15 protein-coding genes are annotated in these 16767 nt (G+C 44.5%); 10 read left to right on the top strand and 5 right to left on the bottom strand.

Annotated features, from left to right (window positions below):
- Window positions 1-4 precede the first annotated feature (4 nt).
- The 3 genes from H4K34_RS07805 (at window position 5) to H4K34_RS07795 (ending at window position 6301) form a co-directional block, all read left to right on the top strand.
- Window positions 5-1135: an efflux RND transporter periplasmic adaptor subunit gene (locus H4K34_RS07805; protein WP_210760260.1), complete on the top strand. Its 1131-nt coding sequence runs from the start codon at window positions 5-7 to the stop codon at window positions 1133-1135.
- Window positions 1136-1145: 10 nt separating this feature from the next.
- Entirely contained in the window at window positions 1146-4562 is a 3417-nt protein-coding gene (locus tag H4K34_RS07800) for an efflux RND transporter permease subunit (protein ID WP_210760259.1), read from the top strand.
- An 80-nt stretch (window positions 4563-4642) separates the two neighbouring features.
- On the top strand, window positions 4643-6301 hold the full coding sequence (locus tag H4K34_RS07795; RefSeq protein ID WP_210760258.1) for a 1-deoxy-D-xylulose-5-phosphate synthase: 1659 nt from the start codon (window positions 4643-4645) through the stop codon (window positions 6299-6301).
- 142 nt (window positions 6302-6443) lie between these two features.
- Here H4K34_RS07795 and H4K34_RS07790 read toward each other — a convergent pair whose 3' ends face one another.
- From H4K34_RS07790 to H4K34_RS07780, 3 genes are all read right to left on the bottom strand, one after another.
- Window positions 6444-6677, bottom strand: a complete 234-nt coding sequence (locus H4K34_RS07790) for a hypothetical protein (protein WP_210760257.1) — start codon at window positions 6675-6677, stop codon at window positions 6444-6446.
- Between the two features lie 9 nt (window positions 6678-6686).
- Window positions 6687-7238 carry a DUF6252 family protein gene (locus H4K34_RS07785; protein WP_210760256.1) on the bottom strand — a complete coding sequence of 184 codons (552 nt, stop codon included), beginning with the start codon at window positions 7236-7238 and terminating at the stop codon, window positions 6687-6689.
- A gap of 66 nt (window positions 7239-7304) precedes the next feature.
- Window positions 7305-7859, bottom strand: coding sequence for a DUF6252 family protein (locus tag H4K34_RS07780; protein WP_210760255.1), 555 nt, complete (start codon window positions 7857-7859; stop codon window positions 7305-7307).
- Between the two features lie 312 nt (window positions 7860-8171).
- Here H4K34_RS07780 and H4K34_RS07775 point away from each other — a divergent pair, with 312 nt between their 5' ends.
- Both H4K34_RS07775 and H4K34_RS07770 read left to right on the top strand, forming a co-directional pair.
- Window positions 8172-8411 (top strand): hypothetical protein, encoded by a 240-nt coding sequence (locus tag H4K34_RS07775; RefSeq protein ID WP_210760254.1) that lies wholly within the window; start codon window positions 8172-8174, stop codon window positions 8409-8411.
- A 295-nt stretch (window positions 8412-8706) separates the two neighbouring features.
- The gene (locus tag H4K34_RS07770) at window positions 8707-9129 is read left to right on the top strand and encodes a CPBP family intramembrane glutamic endopeptidase (protein ID WP_210760253.1); all 423 of its coding nucleotides are present in this window, start codon (window positions 8707-8709) and stop codon (window positions 9127-9129) included.
- Between the two features lie 42 nt (window positions 9130-9171).
- Here H4K34_RS07770 and H4K34_RS07765 read toward each other — a convergent pair whose 3' ends face one another.
- Window positions 9172-9762: a riboflavin synthase gene (locus H4K34_RS07765; RefSeq protein WP_210760252.1), complete on the bottom strand. Its 591-nt coding sequence runs from the start codon at window positions 9760-9762 to the stop codon at window positions 9172-9174.
- Window positions 9763-9770: 8 nt separating this feature from the next.
- Window positions 9771-12431 carry a T9SS type B sorting domain-containing protein gene (locus H4K34_RS07760; RefSeq protein ID WP_210760251.1) on the bottom strand — a complete coding sequence of 887 codons (2661 nt, stop codon included), beginning with the start codon at window positions 12429-12431 and terminating at the stop codon, window positions 9771-9773.
- A 117-nt stretch (window positions 12432-12548) separates the two neighbouring features.
- Between H4K34_RS07760 and H4K34_RS07755 the strand changes: the two genes are divergently transcribed.
- From H4K34_RS07755 to H4K34_RS07735, 5 genes are read left to right on the top strand one after another with little or no spacing between them, the layout of a single operon-like run.
- Window positions 12549-13943 carry a leucyl aminopeptidase family protein gene (locus tag H4K34_RS07755; protein ID WP_210760250.1) on the top strand — a complete coding sequence of 465 codons (1395 nt, stop codon included), beginning with the start codon at window positions 12549-12551 and terminating at the stop codon, window positions 13941-13943.
- Complete coding sequence (gene pdxA, locus H4K34_RS07750; RefSeq protein WP_210760249.1) at window positions 13940-14989, top strand: 4-hydroxythreonine-4-phosphate dehydrogenase PdxA; 1050 nt, start codon at window positions 13940-13942, stop codon at window positions 14987-14989. The genes H4K34_RS07755 and pdxA overlap by 4 nt, the downstream gene beginning before the upstream one ends.
- A 56-nt stretch (window positions 14990-15045) precedes the next feature.
- Complete coding sequence (locus H4K34_RS07745; protein ID WP_210760248.1) at window positions 15046-15582, top strand: YceD family protein; 537 nt, start codon at window positions 15046-15048, stop codon at window positions 15580-15582.
- Window positions 15583-15592: 10 nt separating this feature from the next.
- Window positions 15593-15787 carry a 50S ribosomal protein L32 gene (gene rpmF, locus H4K34_RS07740; RefSeq protein ID WP_210760247.1) on the top strand — a complete coding sequence of 65 codons (195 nt, stop codon included), beginning with the start codon at window positions 15593-15595 and terminating at the stop codon, window positions 15785-15787.
- A 38-nt stretch (window positions 15788-15825) separates the two neighbouring features.
- Window positions 15826-16767 carry a phosphate acyltransferase gene (locus H4K34_RS07735; protein WP_210760246.1) on the top strand — a complete coding sequence of 314 codons (942 nt, stop codon included), beginning with the start codon at window positions 15826-15828 and terminating at the stop codon, window positions 16765-16767.

Raw genomic sequence — 16767 nt, 5'->3', positions numbered from 1 at the left:
AACCATGAAAAAATTAAGCATCTTATTCATTTTCGCGATTTTGGCCTCTTGCGGGCAATCGCCTAAGGATCTTGCCGGTCTTCAAGCGAGCTTGAAGGAAAAGGAAACCGCATTAAAAGGTTTACAAATCGAGATCGATAGCATTCAGGCCCAAATTGAACGTCTGGATACCACGCATGTGGTAGAAGCCTCTTTAACTCCGGTTGAAGTGCGCACCATGGCAAATCAAACTTTCCGTCACTTCGTACGCTTAAGTGCTACGGTAAGCTCTAAGGAGAATGTGCTTTTAAGCGCCGAGGGTAATGGTCGTGTAGTTTCGGTTAATGCCGAAGAAGGCGATCGTGTTTCTAAAGGTCAGACCATCTTACGTTTAGAAAGTGATTTTATCGAAGGTCAGTTAAAAGAAGCCGAAGCGGCTTATCAATTGGCCAAAACCACCTTCGAGCGTCGTGAGAATTTATGGAAAGACAGCATTGGTTCCGAAATCGAATACCTCAATGCTAAAACCAATTTCCAAGCAGCTGAGAATCGCGTAAAGCAAGCCCGTGCCCAGTATGAGCATACTTTTGTGAAAGCTCCGGTAAACGGTAGCTTAGACGTGATCCGCGTAAACAAAGGTGAATTTGTGGGTGCCGGTACTCCGGTAGCACGCGTGGTAGACCTTAGTAATCTGGAGTTGGAAACTGACATCTCCGAAAGCTATTTGAAAGCGGTTAAAGTGGGCGACTCCGTAGAAGTGAGTATTCCTGCCTTAGGATTGAAGCAGGCAGAAAAAGTAATTTTCGCCAGTCAGTACATCAATCCAGAGAACCGCAGCTTTACCATCAAAGTAGGTTTGAAAAACAACAATGCATTGATTAAGCCTAATCTTTTAGCTGAAATTAAGCTGAAGGACTACGAAAACCCCAATGCCTTGGTATTGCCTTCTATGGCTATTCGCAAGGACTTAAAAGGGGATTATGTATATCTAATTGATAAATCAGAAGCTAAGCCAGTCGCTCGCAAACGCTATGTGAAAATCGGTCGCTCCTTTGGAGAAGATGCCGAGATTATCGAAGGTCTGAAGGCCGGAGAACAAGTGATTGTGGTTGGGGCTAATTCTGTAAACGAAGGACAGGAGGTAGAGATCCAGTAATTCGAAAACTATGGCAACAAATACCAGTCGAAACTTCGGGCTTAGTACGCTAGCCCTTAAAAATAGCATCAGCGTCTTTATACTTTCGGCGCTGTTGATCCTCTTCGGAGTGTTCTCCTACATCACGATGCCTAAGGAGTCCTTCCCGGAGATTGTATTCCCATTGATTTACGTGCAAACGCCGTATCCGGGAAACACCCCTCAGGATATTGAGAACCTGATTTCCCGTCCGCTCGAGAAAGAGATTAAATCGGTGGATGGTATCAAAAACCTCAATTCTGAGTCGGTGCAGGATGTATCCATTATTAATGTGGAGTTTAATATCGATGTTGATACTGAAAAAGCCCTCCAGGATGTAAAGGATGCGGTGGATCGCGCGATGAGCGATTTACCTTCTGACCTTGATCAGGATCCGGTAGTATTGGATATCGACCTGAGTCGTATTCCGATCCTCAACATCAACCTATCCGGTGATTATTCTATTGATGACCTGGTAGACTATGCGGAGCTTCTTCAGGATGAGATTGAAGAACTGGGTGAAATTTCGGAAGCTACCATTACTGGCGACAAGGAAAAAGAGGTGCAGATCAATGTGGATATGCCCAAAATGCAGGAGAACAAGCTCAGCTTTAATGATGTACAAAATGCCCTGGCGGCTGAGAACATCAATATTGGAGCAGGAGATATCCTTCTGGGTAAAACCCGACGTAGTATTCGTACCGATGCGGAATTTACCTCTATGGATGAAATCCGCAATGTGATTGTTAAGCATGAGAATGATAATATCGTTTACCTGAAAGATATCGCCGATGTAGCCTTTACTTATAAAGAGGTAGAGAGCATGGCGCGCTTGGATGGTGAATCGGTAGTATCCCTGAACGTAATTAAGAAGGGCGGTGAAAACCTCCTTGATGCTACAGATAAGATTCGCGAGATTATCAAGACGGCTAAAAAGAGCCTCTTGCCTAAAGATCTGCGGATTACCATTACTAATGATCAGAGTACTCAAACTCGTAATCAAATTGCGAACCTAGAGAACAGTATCATTTCCGGGGTAATTCTGGTAACCTTAACCCTCTTGTTCTTCTTAGGGTTACGGAATGCCACTTTCGTGGGATTGAGTATTCCTTTCTCCATGTTTATCTCCTTCCTGATATTAAGTGCGGCGGGTGTAACCTTGAACTTTATCGTTCTCTTCTCGCTGATCTTAGCCTTGGGTATGTTGGTAGATAATGCCATCGTAACCATTGAGAATATTTACCGGCTTTATGCCGAAGAAGGGCTCTCGGCCTGGGAGGCATCCCGTCAAGGGGTGGGTGAAATTGCGGTGCCTATTATTAGCTCAACCGCTACTACTTTGGCTGCTTTCTTCCCTCTCTTATTCTGGGATAGTATTATTGGGGAGTTTATGGGCTATTTGCCCCGTACCTTGATTATCGTATTGGGATCATCCCTATTCGTAGCCTTGGTAATTAACCCGGTAATTGCCGCCTCCTTCATTAAGAATCAGGATTTTGAGTCGGATAAAAATCACCGCAAGGCATTGCTTTGGTTTGCAGTATTCCTGGTACTAGGCGTACTAGCACATATGGCCTCCAGTACCATTTTAGGAAACTTGCTTTTAGCGATTTCCTTTGGAGTTCTAGCCTTCACCTATGCCCTGAATCCACTTTCGGCCTGGTTCCAATTGGTATTGCTACCCCGGGTGGAGAGTTTCTACGCCCGCACCTTGGCCTACTCCCTGCGTAAGTGGAGACCAATGGCCATTATTGTAGGTACCCTCTTTTTGATGGTATTCTCAATCAACTTCTACTTTGGAACCAATCCTAAGTATGTTGACTTCCCTGAGAATGATCCGAATTATATCAATGTTTTCGTAGAATTACCCCTGGGTACGGATGTGTTGGCAACCGATAGCATTGCGCAGCGTGTAGAGTCGGAGTTGAACAACATTTTGGTGCCTTATCAGGATCTGGTAAAAAGTGTGGTAACCAATGTGGGTGCGGAAACTGCCTCTCAGAATGAGTTTGGAGGCGGTGGTCAAAATACCCCGAACAAAGCCCGTATTACGGTTTCTTTTGTGGAGTACGAATTCCGTAATGAGATAAGTACCAGTGCCATTCAAAGAGAGGTTACTCAAAAATTGAATAACTGGCTGCCAGGTTTAACCATTAGCGTAGAGAAAGAGCAAAATGGTCCGCCTACTGGTCGTCCGATTAATATTGAAATCACCGGTAGTGAATTTGATATGTTAATTGCCGCTGCCGATGATGTGAAAAAGGTGGTGGACGCTGCTGAGATTCCTGGAATTGAAGGTTTACAAATTGATTTGGAGACCAATAAACCAGAGATGTTGGTGCGTATTGATCGCGATCGCGCCGGACGCTTAGGTGTAAGCACTCAGCAAATTGCCATGGTTCTGCGTACTGCCTTATATGGCTCAGAGGCCAGTAAGTATAAAGAAGGTGAGGACGACTACCCGATTGAGATTCGCCTTAAGAAAGATTATCGTTACGACGTAGCCAGCTTAATGAACCAGTTGGTAACCTTCCGCTCACAGGCCAGTGGTCGCATTGTTCAGGTGCCTATTTCGGCGGTAACCAGCTATGAGTTTGTGAACTCTTATAACTCTATTAAGCGTAAAGATTCTGAGCGTTTAATTACGGTTTACTCGAATGTGGTGGAAGGTTTCAATGAAACTGAAATCAACAATGAGATCAAAGAGGTATTGAAGGATTACAAATTGCCAGAAGGCTATGATCTGAAGTTTACCGGATCTCAGCAAGAGCAACAGGAAAGTGCTGAGTTCTTAACTCGTGCGATGTTAATTGCGGTATCCTTGATCTTCATCATTTTGGTGTCTCAGTTTAACTCTGCTCTTAAGCCTTTCATTATCATCCTTACCGTACTCTTCAGTACCATTGGTGTATTCCTTGGATTGGGAATCTTCCAAATGGAGTTTGTGGTAATTATGACCGGTATTGGTATCGTTTCCCTGGCGGGGATTGTAGTAAACAATGGTATTGTACTGATCGACTTTATTGAGCTGAGTAGAGCGCGTATGCGTGAAGAAAAGCAATTGGAAGAAGGTCAGGAATTGGATGATGAAAGTTTGGTTTATGCCATTGAGTTAGGGGGTAAAACCCGTTTACGTCCGGTATTGCTCACCGCAATTACTACCGTACTAGGTCTCCTGCCTTTAGCAGTTGGATTGAACATCGATTTCATCGGATTATTAGATGGTCGTGGTGCTAATATTTACTTCGGTGGAGATAATGCCGTGTTCTGGTCACCTATGGCCTGGACGGTAATCTTTGGTCTGGTATTTGCAACCTTCCTAACGCTGATTGTGGTCCCAGTAATGTACCTGGTTTTAGAACGCTTGAATCGCATTGTGCGATCTTGGTTCGGCCGCAGTAGCAATTAGGTTAAGGTTTGGTTAATTGGTTGACAAGGCCCCGGTTCTCCGGGGCCTTTTTTGTGGGGTGTATATCCTACTTTTGCGCCATGACCTATCCCATTCTGGAAAAGCTCAACAGTCCGGCCGATCTACGGCTTTTAGATAGCCATCAATTGGAAGAATTGGCGGCTGAATTACGTCGCTTTATCCAGGAGCAAACACGCACCAAAGCTGGGCATATACGCTCAAGTTTGGGGGTAGTCGAATTAAGCATCGCGCTGCATTATCACTTTAAGACTCCAGATGATATTTTGATTTGGGATGTGGGGCATCAGGCTTATGCCCATAAAGTGCTCTGCGAGAGACGGTCAATATTTCAGAGCAACCGTCAAAAAGGCGGAATTTCAGGTTTTACCAAACGCAGTGAAAGTGCTTACGATCCTTTTGGTGCCGGGCATTCTTCAACTTCCATTTCGGCACTGGCCGGGTTCGTAAAAGCGGCCCAGCTGGAAGCAAATCCGCGCAAACATGTGGCGGTAATTGGTGATGGAGCTTTAACCGGCGGTCAGGCTTTTGAGGCCCTAAATTATTTGGGTGATTTGGCGGCCGACTGTCTGGTGATTCTCAATGATAATAAGGGAAGCATCGACCCCAATGTGGGAGCATTGCAAAAGCTGAATAGCTATCAGGGCTGGGCAGAATCCTTAGGCTTCCAATATCATACTTGCGAAAAAGGAAATTCTATTGCCGATTTATTAGCGAAGCTGAAGGAATTGAATAGTCTTTCGGGTCCATTGTTCTTGCATATCCAAACCGAAAAAGGGCTTGGTTATAATGAAGTCATTGAACGGAGAGGCAGCCCAGCTGCTCCGAGCTTTCAATCGGTATTTGGCGAAACAATTTTAAAGCTTTTAGAGACTGATCCAAAACTGGTGGTATTAAGTCCGGCCATGTTGAGCGGTGCGCAATTATTGGAAGCTCAAAAGGCTTTTCCGGAGCGGGTGATTGATGTAGGTATTGCCGAACAAAATGTGGTGACCATGGCCGCTGGATTGGCCGCATCCGGCTTTAAGCCTTTGGTGCATTTATACAGCACTTTTGCCCAAAGAGCCTTGGATCAGATTATTCACGATGTAGCCTTACAGCAATTGCCGGTGGTTTTTGTTTTTGACCGAGCGGGCTTTGTGGGGGAGGATGGACCTACCCATCATGGGGTATTCGATCAGGCCTTATTGGCAGATGTTCCGAATATGCGTTTAATGGCACCTGCTGGAGGCAGGGCTTTGAAAGCAATGTTAGAGGAGGCGATGCAAGCGGAAGGCCCAATGGTAATTCGCTATCCTAAAGCTAGTTTCGATTTGCAAACCGATAGCCTTTGGCAGGGAATGCAGGCCCATTGGTGGCGTCAATCTACTCAGAACTCTGCTATACTATCTTACGGCTCTCAAGCAACATTGGCCCAGGCCGCGGCCGCGGCAAAAGATTGGAGTCATTTGCATATACCTCAATTCCGGCCTTTGGATCAGCTGCATTTAGTAGAGCTTTTGGCCTCTTATCGGCACTTGATTTTGGTGGATGAAAATCCGGCTGGCGGTAGTTTGCATCGCGATCTACTGGCCTTGCTGCAATCCGGAAAGCTTAAGGCCGAGTATCAAGCGGTTTTAATCGACAAAGCATTTAGCGAACATGCACCTAGGGCGGAGCAGTTGGCGGTTTCGGGATTTAGTTTGGAAAAGTTATTGGAGCGGATGTTTTTTGGAGAATGATTCCAAAGATGAAAGGCAATTATTTCCTTTTTGCAGTTATTGTTTCTGCGTCAAAGTACCTTTGGATTGAAGGTAGTAGTCTGTGGAGTATTTTAAAATCGGGATTCTAGCTCAGAATTTAAGTACAATCTAAAGAGCACTTTTAAGATTCCCAGCCTTCAACAATAATAAGGGCTTGGTCTACCTGACTTAAGTTTTGGGCGGTATGGCTATATAAACTGTAAGTGCCATTGGCGAAATTGCCATTAGGCCAGGTTTCTTCCCCATAATAGGGTATCGTTGCGAAAATAGAGTCGCTATGCTGAAATTGACCTGGTAATGCTAGTGAATGTAAAAGGATACAGCTAAATAGAATTAAGTGAAGAGGATTTTTCATCGGCGGCTTTTAATAATGACTAAGCTCAACATTTTTAATGGTTCCATCACTTACCTGCACTACTTCATTGGAGTCTTTAAGATAGGCAGTAAAGGCAAATTCTCCATCGATGTAAGATCTTTGGTTATTGGAATAAAAGCGGCTGATATGAACATAGCCCTCAGAGAGGCTATCGGTTTCGTAAATCTTTGTATCGATTTCTGGATCTAGGTTGTAGATTATAAATGAACCATGGTGTTCCCGTATTGGATAATAACCAGTGTCCGTAACATTTAACTTAAGATACAGACCAGTGCTTAAATCTGTGTACAACTTGCAAAAATCCAAGGCGTCTATGTCTAAGTAGTTTCCAACAAAGTATTGACCGTAATTATTAGCATAAGGTCCTGCAATACCTTTTCGGCAGTCTCGCCATAATTCTCCATTCACATAACAAATGACTTCACTAAAGCTGAGATTTGGCCCCTCTGGTTTGGGTTCTTCATCGCAAGCAGTGCTTACCATAATTAGAACCACCAAACAGAGCTTATGAAGGTTGGGTTTGAAAGAGAAAGAGATCATAGCTGAAATTAATGAGGCTAAGGTTTTTCAGGGATACTTATTTTCAATTTTTTATCGAAATGCGGCTTAAAAATTAAGAATATTCATATCCTCAAATCTACCGTGCTCCACCTTAATAGTTAGATCAAGAGAATCTATGCGGGCGACGAATGAGAAAGTTCCGCTAATCTTATCGTTTTTAAACTTGGAGATATGCAGCTGACCGGTGCTGTTTTGATTTGTTGTTGCATAAAAATGGTTCCAGTTTTCTATCCAACCCGCAACTCCACCTAAATTTTGATCATCAAGTTGGTATGTTTGGCCTTCTTTCATTGGCTCAGAAATATCCATGTATAGGTTAACTATAGTAGTATCCACACCCTCGTGACTATTGCAAATATTTGCGGAAGAAATTGTAAATCTCTGACCGCCATAATCTGCTGCCGAAGATTTCTCGCGATTAAGCCCGGTGAGTACACTAACAATGCAATCCCCCCATAATTTGCCGTTGACATCCGCTTTGGTTACACTCCAATGAAAAGGAGGCTTGTTATCCTGTTTGGAATTATCAGAGTCCTTCTCACAGCTAGACTGTAAAAAGCTTGTGGCTAAAATGAAAGTTATAATCCTCGATAACTTCATTATGAAAGTTAAGATTTATGAAGTATAAAAGATAAAGTTAAATATTGTTTTAAAAGCTTATTTAGTAATTTATAGGTGTGAAATTGTCTTTCGGGCTAGATTATATCAGGCTTCTCTTTTATTAATGCTGATCTAAGTTAAGAGAGATTAAAGTGCCAGCAGGACTTATTTGGGTAGAGGTTATAACTTGACAGTTGCCAAGCTTTGCGAACAAACATTTAACGCTAGTTTATGCCACATTCATGAGTACTTCAATGTGTACTGGTTAAGGCAAAAGATTGGAGTCATTTGCTTATACCTCAATTCCGGCCTTTGGATCAGCTGCATTTAGTAGAGATTTTGGCCTCTTATCGGCGCTTGATTTTGGTGGATGAAAATCCGGCTGGCGGTAGTTTGCATCGCGATCTACTGGCCTTGCTGCAATCCGGAAAGCTTAAGGCCGAGTATCAAGCGGTTTTAATCGACAAGCCATTTAGTGAACATGCACCCAGAACGGAGCAGTTGGCGGCTTCGGGGTTTAGTTTGGAGAGCTTGCTAGCGAAGCTATTTTAGCTTGAATTGGGTTTTTCGAGTATTGTGTATTTTCGGAGTCAATTCTATTATATCCTGATTGATGAATGTCTTCCGTTCTCTTTTGTACACACTTTTCTTTCTGGTTTTTATTGAGATCCTATCACTTTGGATAGTGATTGGCGAAGCATGGAACGCTGATTTTGTTGGCTACCCATATATCTATTTTGGAAATGGATTATTGGAGCTAATTGGTCTATTCCTTTTTATGCATTTCACAAAGCGATTTAGGTTTTCGGACCTAAAGGCTTCCAAATCCTATTTTTATCCTTTAGCGATGATTTTGGGTATTGGTTTCTCTTTTCTTCAGATCCCTTTAAATGTGGTTTATAACCTTATAAATGGGGATGAATATCAAATCGCGCTGGATTTTCAATGGAATGATCACTTTAGCTTGAATACTTTCGGTTTAGTGTTCTTTATTCCCATTGCTGAAGAATTATTTTTCAGACAGTTTTTGCAAAAGGAGCTGGCGATGAAATACCCGGTTTGGCTATCAATAGTTTTATCTGCTCTTTTGTTTGCCTTGATTCATCTAGGGCTTTTGAGTATAATAGCTGGAGGTGACTTAAACTGGCATTCAGCTTATATCTCACTTTTTGGAGGCTTCATTGCCGCAAGTCTATTTCACTTTTCTAAATCCATAGGACCAGCCATCCTGTTTCACGTCTTTTGGAATGCGTCAGTTGCCGTATTCTAAAAAGCTCAAAGGGATATTTTGAAGTTAAAACAAAAAGTTGGACTAAGCCCTATCTCCCAACATTCTCGCTACATACTTCCCTAAAATATCGAACTCAATATTTACCAGAGAGCCTAGCTTCAAATCCTTGAAATTGGTGTGCTCATAAGTGTAAGGAATAATGGCCACTGAGAAGTGCTCGGGCTCGGAGCGCACCACCGTAAGGCTTACTCCATTAATGGTAACGGAGCCTTTTTCAACGGTTAAATGTTGTTTACCGGGGGCATGCTTGAAATGAAATTCCCAACTGCCATCTTTCTCTAAGACTTGCTCGCATTCCGCGATGGTATCCACATGGCCCTGAACAATGTGTCCATCATAGCGGCCATTGGCTTGCATGCAGCGCTCCAGATTTACCTGATCGCCCTTTTGCAGTTGACCCAAATTGGTTCTTTGCAGGGTTTCTTCAATGGCAGTTACGGTATACTCATCGCCATTAATGGCCACCACTGTTAAGCAAACCCCATTATGGGCCAGGCTTTGATCAATCTTTAATTCAGAGGTGAAATCACAGCTGAAGTCGAAATGCAAATTGCTTCCTTCACGACGACTGGCCTGAAGGGTGCCGAGGCTTTCAATAATACCGGTAAACATATCTTTATTTATCTCACAAGATGTACAAATCCCGAAGCGGTTTGTTCCATGGTAGGTCCAATACTTTCGGCGGTGTAGCGGCAAACATAATAATAAACACCATCGGGCGCCGGACTGCCATTATCTTGCACATTACCATCCCAGCCATTGCTAAGGAAATCCTCTAAGTCGGTAGTGCGGTATATTAAATTACCCCAACGACTGTAGATTTCAATTTCCAGATTGGCCACCTGCTCAATTTCTACAGGTAGGAATCGCTCATTATAGCCATCGCCATTAGGGCTGAAGATATTCGGGAATTTAATCGTAAAGCAGCTTTCAATGCAGAGCTCTTCGCTAAAGGCACTTTCATTCGCTTGTCCACCCGGATCTTGATCCGCATCATCTACCGCGGTAATGGCATAGCAGCCAAATATGGCTTGGTCACTTACAAAGCGGATGGTAGAGTCGCCATTTACCGGAATGGATAAGAAGGGTTGATCACCAAATTCATTTTCACCGGTGCGGAAGTAGATGTTGATTTTACTAACATCGTTTTTACAGCCATTGCCCTGCGCTAATTTCCAAGAGAAATAAATAGTATCGGGGCAGGCATTGTACAAGGCAAATTGCGGTGGGCAAGGAGCGGTGGTGTCTCTGGCGGTAGCGCAAGTAATCTGACTACGATTAACCAAAGGCCGGGGCAAGGAGTCGCTGGCGGTATAGCGGCCATAGCTCTCGGCATAGTAACAGTAGTTTTCGCCGTTCACCAAGCCGGTGTCGGTATATTCGGGTACAAAGCTTTCGCCGATGCTATCAAATTGTCCTGATCCAGTGGGGTTTTCCCGATAGATTACAAAACGTTCGTTCTGCCAGGGGGTATCAAAATTGAAGTCGAGCATTACACTTTGATCCGATCCGGTAGGCTCTGCATACACCGAAGAAGCCAAGGGGCTGGAGCCTACAAAATCCTGATTAGGACCGGCATACACATCCAAATGGTATTCGTAGGAAAGGTCCTGAGTATTTAGATTGTTATGGGTGAAATTGCCCGCGTCAATATTGTTGGCGGTGTTCAAGAGGTTAAAGGCGCCATTGTCTTTTTCTCGTCCCCATAATTCCAAACGATAAGGAGGCAGGTAAATAGTACTATCGAATTCGGGGGCTTCAATCCATTCAATGCCAATAGTTCCGCTGGCAGGGTCGGTACTTTCTACGTCCACCTTGGTAAACATCGGCAAGGTTAAGGGCAGAGCCGCACAGAACTCTTCGCTGGCATAGCTTTGAGCCTCATCCTCAAAATAGGCTACTACCATATAGCAATATTCCTTACCAAGCTCCACATCGAAGCTATCGAGATAAGTAGTATTGTTTACATTCAACAAGCTATCATGAAATTCATAGCCGGTATAAGCCGGGACTCCGGTTTCACAAACTCCCGGCACAAAGCCATAGGGCGATTCGCGGCGGTAGAGTAAATAACCATCCGCCTCGGTGCAGAAAGAAACATCCCAATTAAGCCTTAGGGCCAGACCTTCTGCTTGGGCATCCGGATTTTTGGGGGCCGGCGCGATAACCGTAATTTCGGTGGTATAGATGTCCGACAGGGCAATGTCATTGGGGTCTTGGGGAATATCGGTGGCCTTAAAGCTTACCTGATAGGGCTGTTTGCGCACATGATGGCAGCGGGTATTCCAGTTGAAGAAACCACTCAATGGGCTGGGGCCATTTACTTCAGGAAAAGTAGCCGGAGGAGTAGGTACTTCGAAGGGGCCACCAAAAGCGGTGAGGATCAAATCATCTGTATCCGGATCGGTGGCCGTGACACTAAAGTTTAAGCTGGTGCCCGCCTCTACACAGAAAGGCCCCACCGGTATAACTTCCGGAGGATTATTCCCACAATCTTCGATATCCACCTGTAAATCGCGGGTAACGTAGCCTATCCGCACATAGCGACCCTGGGCATTTTTACGGAATTCTACAATTTCGAAGGCGAAGTTAAACTGACCCACATTTCGAGGTAAGTCCCAAAATAGTAATCCGGTATTGGGATCAATTTCAATCGAATCCTGCACATATTGAGGATCGTAAATAGTTTGAATAGGATCGCCATTTTGAGCTTTGGAATACACCAATCGATAAGCTAAGCTATCCCCATCCGGGTCATAGGCGCCGGGATTATGTTCAAATCGCTTACCCACACAACCTCGTTCTACCGGAGGGTTGGTTAAAATGGGAGAGCTATTGGCACCTAAGCTGGGGCTGATGTATAATTCAGTTTCAATATAAAAGGGTACCTGATCCGAATTGAGAATATTGCTAATCCCAGCATTTCGGTTCCGATCTTCCATTTTAATGGTGTAGATCCCTGGGGCATCATAGGTATGGGTGCCTATGTATATATTTTTTCGAATTTGATTGATGGGGTCAATGATTTCTCCATCCCTGGCTTGCAAGCAAACAATGCGGGGGCCATTGGATCGAGCGAGAGTATCACCCGAATTATCACCCCAGTCGATAGACAGTTCACAGCGATCGGCACAGAGCTGACAAGCCCGGGTATAAGTCGTAATCGTAACCTCGTAAGTAAGGCCAGTTATCCAGCGATAGGTGATTTCACCGGCCCGGTTATGGGTGGCATGCAAGGCCATTCCGGCGAAAAGGAAAATAAGCAGTAGGCTTTTTCTCATAATTGGGGAAAATCCGCGATCTATACCTAAACGTTCAAAAGCAGGTTTTGTGTTGGGCAATAGCTCTTATCTTCGAGGCTTTTGAATTGGTAACTTTGCTCAAATTTAAATATTCTTATGTTGTTTTTCAGTGAAAGCAAGGTCAAGCATGACCTGGATCACCAAATATATTTACTCAATCGACCTGAAGATTATTCTAAGCTCGATTTAACAGAGGCTGAGAAAGCTTATCTGGCAGATCAACTCAAGGCGGATAGCTTTGTTCATTTTAGTCGCCTACCGGAGCTTAGCGTTGCCTGCTTGCCGGAAGGAGAGGATGCTCAAGCTTTTGAAAAAGCCCGAATCCTAGCCACTAAGGTTCAAAAATCTTGCAAGGCCAAACATATCGCCATTCATGCAGAAGCATCGGATAAGGCCATGGCTTTCGCCGAAGGATTAGCCTTAGCGGCGTATAAATTTCAGAAGTACTTCAGTAAAAAGGAGGACCTTTTGGAATCCATTCAAGTGGATGCCTCCTTCAGTGAAGCGCAATTGCAGGAATTGAATGCCGTGGTATCTGCGACTTACCTGGCTAGAGATTTGGTAAATGAGCCATTATCGTATCTCACTGCTAAGCAATTGGCGAAAGAAGCCCAAAAGGCTGGTGAGAAATTTGGTTTTAAAGTGGAGGTTTTCAATAAAAAGAAAATCGAATCCTTAAAAATGGGCGGACTCTTAGCGGTAAATCGCGGAAGTCAGGATCCCCCCAGCTTTAGCATTCTAGAGTACAAAGGCGAAGGTGCCAGTGGTCAACCGATTGTTTTGGTGGGTAAGGGCGTAGTTTACGATACCGGAGGTTTAAGCTTAAAGCCTACTCCCGGATCTATGGACTCCATGAAAAGTGATATGGGAGGTGCCGCTGCTGTTATTGGGGCGATCTCCGCTGCTGCAGCCAATAAATTACCCATTCACGTTATTGGTTTGGTTCCGGCCACCGATAACCGCCCGGGCTTAAATGCCTATGTGCCTGGTGATGTAATTAGGATGTATGATGGATCAACCGTTGAGGTTTTAAATACCGATGCAGAAGGTCGTATGCTTTTAGCTGATGCTTTGGCCTATGCTAAAAACTATAAACCTGCTCTGGTGGTAGATTTAGCAACCCTAACCGGTGCGGCCGCGGTGGCCGTTGGTAAATACGGTGTGGTAGTAATGGGTACTGCCTCGGATGAAGAGTTCAATGCCTTAAGCACAGCCGGAGATATGGCCTATGAGCGCACCGCTCGTTTTCCATTCTGGGAAGAGTACGATGAGCTCTTAAAATCCACGATTGCTGACCAAAAGAATATTGGTGGCCGCGAAGGTGGAGCTATTACTGCCGGTAAGTTCTTGCAAAAATTCACCGACTATCCTTGGATTCATATCGACATTGCCGGTCCGGCCTTTTTAAATGCGGCCCATCACTATCGCAGTCAGGGTGGTACCGGAGTAGGCGTTCGCCTGATGTATAACTTCTTAAAGTCGAAGGTATGAGTGAAGAGGCTTTACCACGGATAGGAATTAGCATTGGCGATTTAAATGGGGTGGGCATGGAGCTCATCATCAAAACTTTTGGCGATGCCGAGATGCTGGAACTTTGCACACCAGTGGTTTTCGGTTCAACCAAAGTGGTTTCTTACCATCGCAATGCCATTGATCGACGGGATTTTAACTTCCATATTATCAATCAGGCAGAAGATGCTCTGGAAGGCAAGGCCAATTTGGTGAATTGCTGGAAGGAAGAAGTGAAAATGGATTTTGGCAAGGTAGACCCGGAAGTTGGGGCCTATGCTGTAAAAAGTTTAGAGGCAGCCTGCGAGGCTTTGGAAGCCGGTACTATTGACGCACTGGTTACTGCTCCTATCAATAAGGAGAGTATTCAGAGTAAGGATTTTCGTTTTTCTGGACATACCGATTATTTAGAAAGCCGCTTTAAAAGCAAGGCAACTATGATGTTCCTGGCGCCTGAACTACGTTTGGCTCTGGCCACGGTGCATGTGCCATTAGCGCGAGTAACGGAATTAATTACTCCGGAATTAATCGAGCAAAAGATTATGGCCTTGCATCAAAGCTTGAAAGATGATTTTCATCTGCCGAAAGGCCGCATTGCAGTATTGGCATTAAACCCTCATGCAGGCGATAAGGGAGTTATTGGTAAGGAAGATCAAGAGATCGTATTGCCAGCAATTGAAAGAGCGAAGGAAAAAGGAGCCTTAGCCATGGGGCCCTATCCGGCGGATAGCTTCTTTGGTTCATCCGCCTATCAGGATTTTGATATGGTCTTGGCGATGTATCACGATCAAGGTTTAGTAGGCTTTAAGAGCATTACCTTTGGAGAAGGGGTAAACTATTCGGCCGGCTTACCTATTGTGAGAACCAGCCCTGATCATGGTACGGCATTCGACATTGCCGGCGAAGGAAAAGCGGATCCCGGATCATTTAGATCAGCGGTCTTCGCGGCCATCGATTTATACCGTTCCCGATCTGGTACCGCAGAAATGACGGCCAACCCCTTAAAAATCAAAGGCAAAAAAAAGTAAATAGCCTTTGTGATTGTTGAATAATTTATACATTTGCGCTCCCTAAAAAATCAGGCATGGAGAAACGTTTGAAAGACTTCGAAATTGCGTTCTCTGGTTTGAAACTAGGAGAGCATCAATTTGATTTTCAGATTGATGCAACGTTCTTTGAAGTCTTCGATTATCAGGATTTCGAAAAAGCCGACCTTCAGGCGAAGATGAAATTGCTAAAGCGTGAAACGCAGATGGCATTGCACTTAGAGCTCGAAGGAAAGGTTTGGGTACCCTGTGATTTAACCAATGAGATGTTTTGGCTGCCTTTGTCGGCTGATGCGGAAGTGATGGTGAAATTCGGGGATGATTTCGATGATAGCGAAGAAGATTTGCTAATCCTTCCACATGGAGAGCATCGCTTTAATGTGGCTCAATACTTCTACGAAATGGCAGTATTGGCAAAGCCCCTAAAAGTTGTGCATCCCGATGTTGAAGCAGGCAAAATGGGTCAGGAAATTCTGGAAAGACTGGAAGCTCTGAGCCCTGAAGAACACAGCAATGAAGAGCAAAGCGAGGATACTGATCCTCGTTGGGATAAATTAAAGGACTTATTGAACTAAATTAGAGAAGATGGCGCATCCTAAACGCAGACAAAGTACTACTCGCCGCGATAAGAGAAGAACTCATTACAAGGCTGAAGCGCCTACTATTGCGGTTTGTTCCGTAACCGGCGAAGCTCACCTTTACCACCGTGCTTACTGGCATGAAGGAAAACTTTACTACAAAGGTAAAGTGGTAATGGAGAAAGAAGAAGCAGCCGCTTAATGGCGCTTCTCTAAGAAGAGAATTTAAGAAGGCAGTCCATGAGTCTGCCTTTTTTCGTTATGAGCAGGATAGGAATTGACATAAGGGGCGGAGACCGTGCACCTCAGGTGGTGCTGAACGGTTTACAGCTGGCATTGGGTGAAATTAAAGGAGATACCCAGGTGGTTCTCTATGGTCTAGAAGAAGATCTTAAAGAAGTTCCCGCTCAATGTGAAGCCCGGATTTGTGGCAGCGCCATTGCCATGGATGAACATCCGGTTCGTGCCTTACAACAGAAACCTGACTCTACCCTATTGCAGGGCATCAGCGATTTGGCCCAGGCTAAGATCGATAGTTTTGCCAGTGCCGGACATTCCGGAGCTTTAATGGTAGCATCTATGCAAGCTTTGGGTTTGCATGAGGGTATAAGTCGTCCGGCGGTGGTTTCACTATTCCCCAAATTAAAGGGTGGCCAAACCGTGGTACTCGATGTGGGTATTAATGTAGACGCCAAGCCCGAGCAATTTTTAGAGTTTGCTCGTTTAGGAAAAGCCTATGCTCAATCGGTTTTAGCTTGTAAGGATCCACGAGTAGCACTACTCAATACCGGTTCTGAGGAAAGCAAAGGAAATCTACTTTATCAGAAAGCCCATCAAATATTAAAGGAGCAAGAACCTTCTTTTATTGGCAATGCGGAAGCACGAGAATTATTTAATCTCGAAGCGGAGGTATTGGTATGTGATGGTTTTACAGGAAATATGCTCCTCAAACAAACCGAATCCTTTTATTCTTTGAGTCGACAATTGGATTTGGAACACTCCTTCCTGGAGCTTCTCAACTATGAAAAATACGGGGCTTCCCCCATTTTAGGGATTAAGGGAAAAGTCCTTTTAGCACACGGGGCTTCGGGCCCTGAGGCGATAAAAAGCATGATATTAGGCGCCGAATCGTTTGCTCTTGCTAATTTTGCTGAGCAATTTTCCGCATCTAGCACCATTTAA

It is taken from the genome of Croceimicrobium hydrocarbonivorans (assembly GCF_014524565.1).
Lineage (GTDB): Bacteria > Bacteroidota > Bacteroidia > Flavobacteriales > Schleiferiaceae > Croceimicrobium > Croceimicrobium hydrocarbonivorans.
This window is presented reverse-complemented; position numbering and strand designations above follow the sequence as displayed.

Coding starts and splice junctions, on each gene's coding strand:
- H4K34_RS07760 (WP_210760251.1), bottom strand. CDS start 12,431: ATGAGAAAAAGCCTACTGCTTATTTTCCTTTTCGCCGGAATGGCCTTG.
- H4K34_RS07780 (WP_210760255.1), bottom strand. CDS start 7,859: ATGAAGTTATCGAGGATTATAACTTTCATTTTAGCCACAAGCTTTTTA.
- H4K34_RS07800 (WP_210760259.1), top strand. CDS start 1,146: ATGGCAACAAATACCAGTCGAAACTTCGGGCTTAGTACGCTAGCCCTT.
- pdxA (WP_210760249.1), top strand. CDS start 13,940: ATGAGTGAAGAGGCTTTACCACGGATAGGAATTAGCATTGGCGATTTA.
- H4K34_RS07755 (WP_210760250.1), top strand. CDS start 12,549: ATGTTGTTTTTCAGTGAAAGCAAGGTCAAGCATGACCTGGATCACCAA.
- H4K34_RS07735 (WP_210760246.1), top strand. CDS start 15,826: ATGAGTCTGCCTTTTTTCGTTATGAGCAGGATAGGAATTGACATAAGG.
- H4K34_RS07770 (WP_210760253.1), top strand. CDS start 8,707: ATGATTTTGGGTATTGGTTTCTCTTTTCTTCAGATCCCTTTAAATGTG.
- H4K34_RS07805 (WP_210760260.1), top strand. CDS start 5: ATGAAAAAATTAAGCATCTTATTCATTTTCGCGATTTTGGCCTCTTGC.
- rpmF (WP_210760247.1), top strand. CDS start 15,593: ATGGCGCATCCTAAACGCAGACAAAGTACTACTCGCCGCGATAAGAGA.
- H4K34_RS07765 (WP_210760252.1), bottom strand. CDS start 9,762: ATGTTTACCGGTATTATTGAAAGCCTCGGCACCCTTCAGGCCAGTCGT.
- H4K34_RS07795 (WP_210760258.1), top strand. CDS start 4,643: ATGACCTATCCCATTCTGGAAAAGCTCAACAGTCCGGCCGATCTACGG.
- H4K34_RS07790 (WP_210760257.1), bottom strand. CDS start 6,677: ATGAAAAATCCTCTTCACTTAATTCTATTTAGCTGTATCCTTTTACAT.
- H4K34_RS07745 (WP_210760248.1), top strand. CDS start 15,046: ATGGAGAAACGTTTGAAAGACTTCGAAATTGCGTTCTCTGGTTTGAAA.
- H4K34_RS07785 (WP_210760256.1), bottom strand. CDS start 7,238: ATGATCTCTTTCTCTTTCAAACCCAACCTTCATAAGCTCTGTTTGGTG.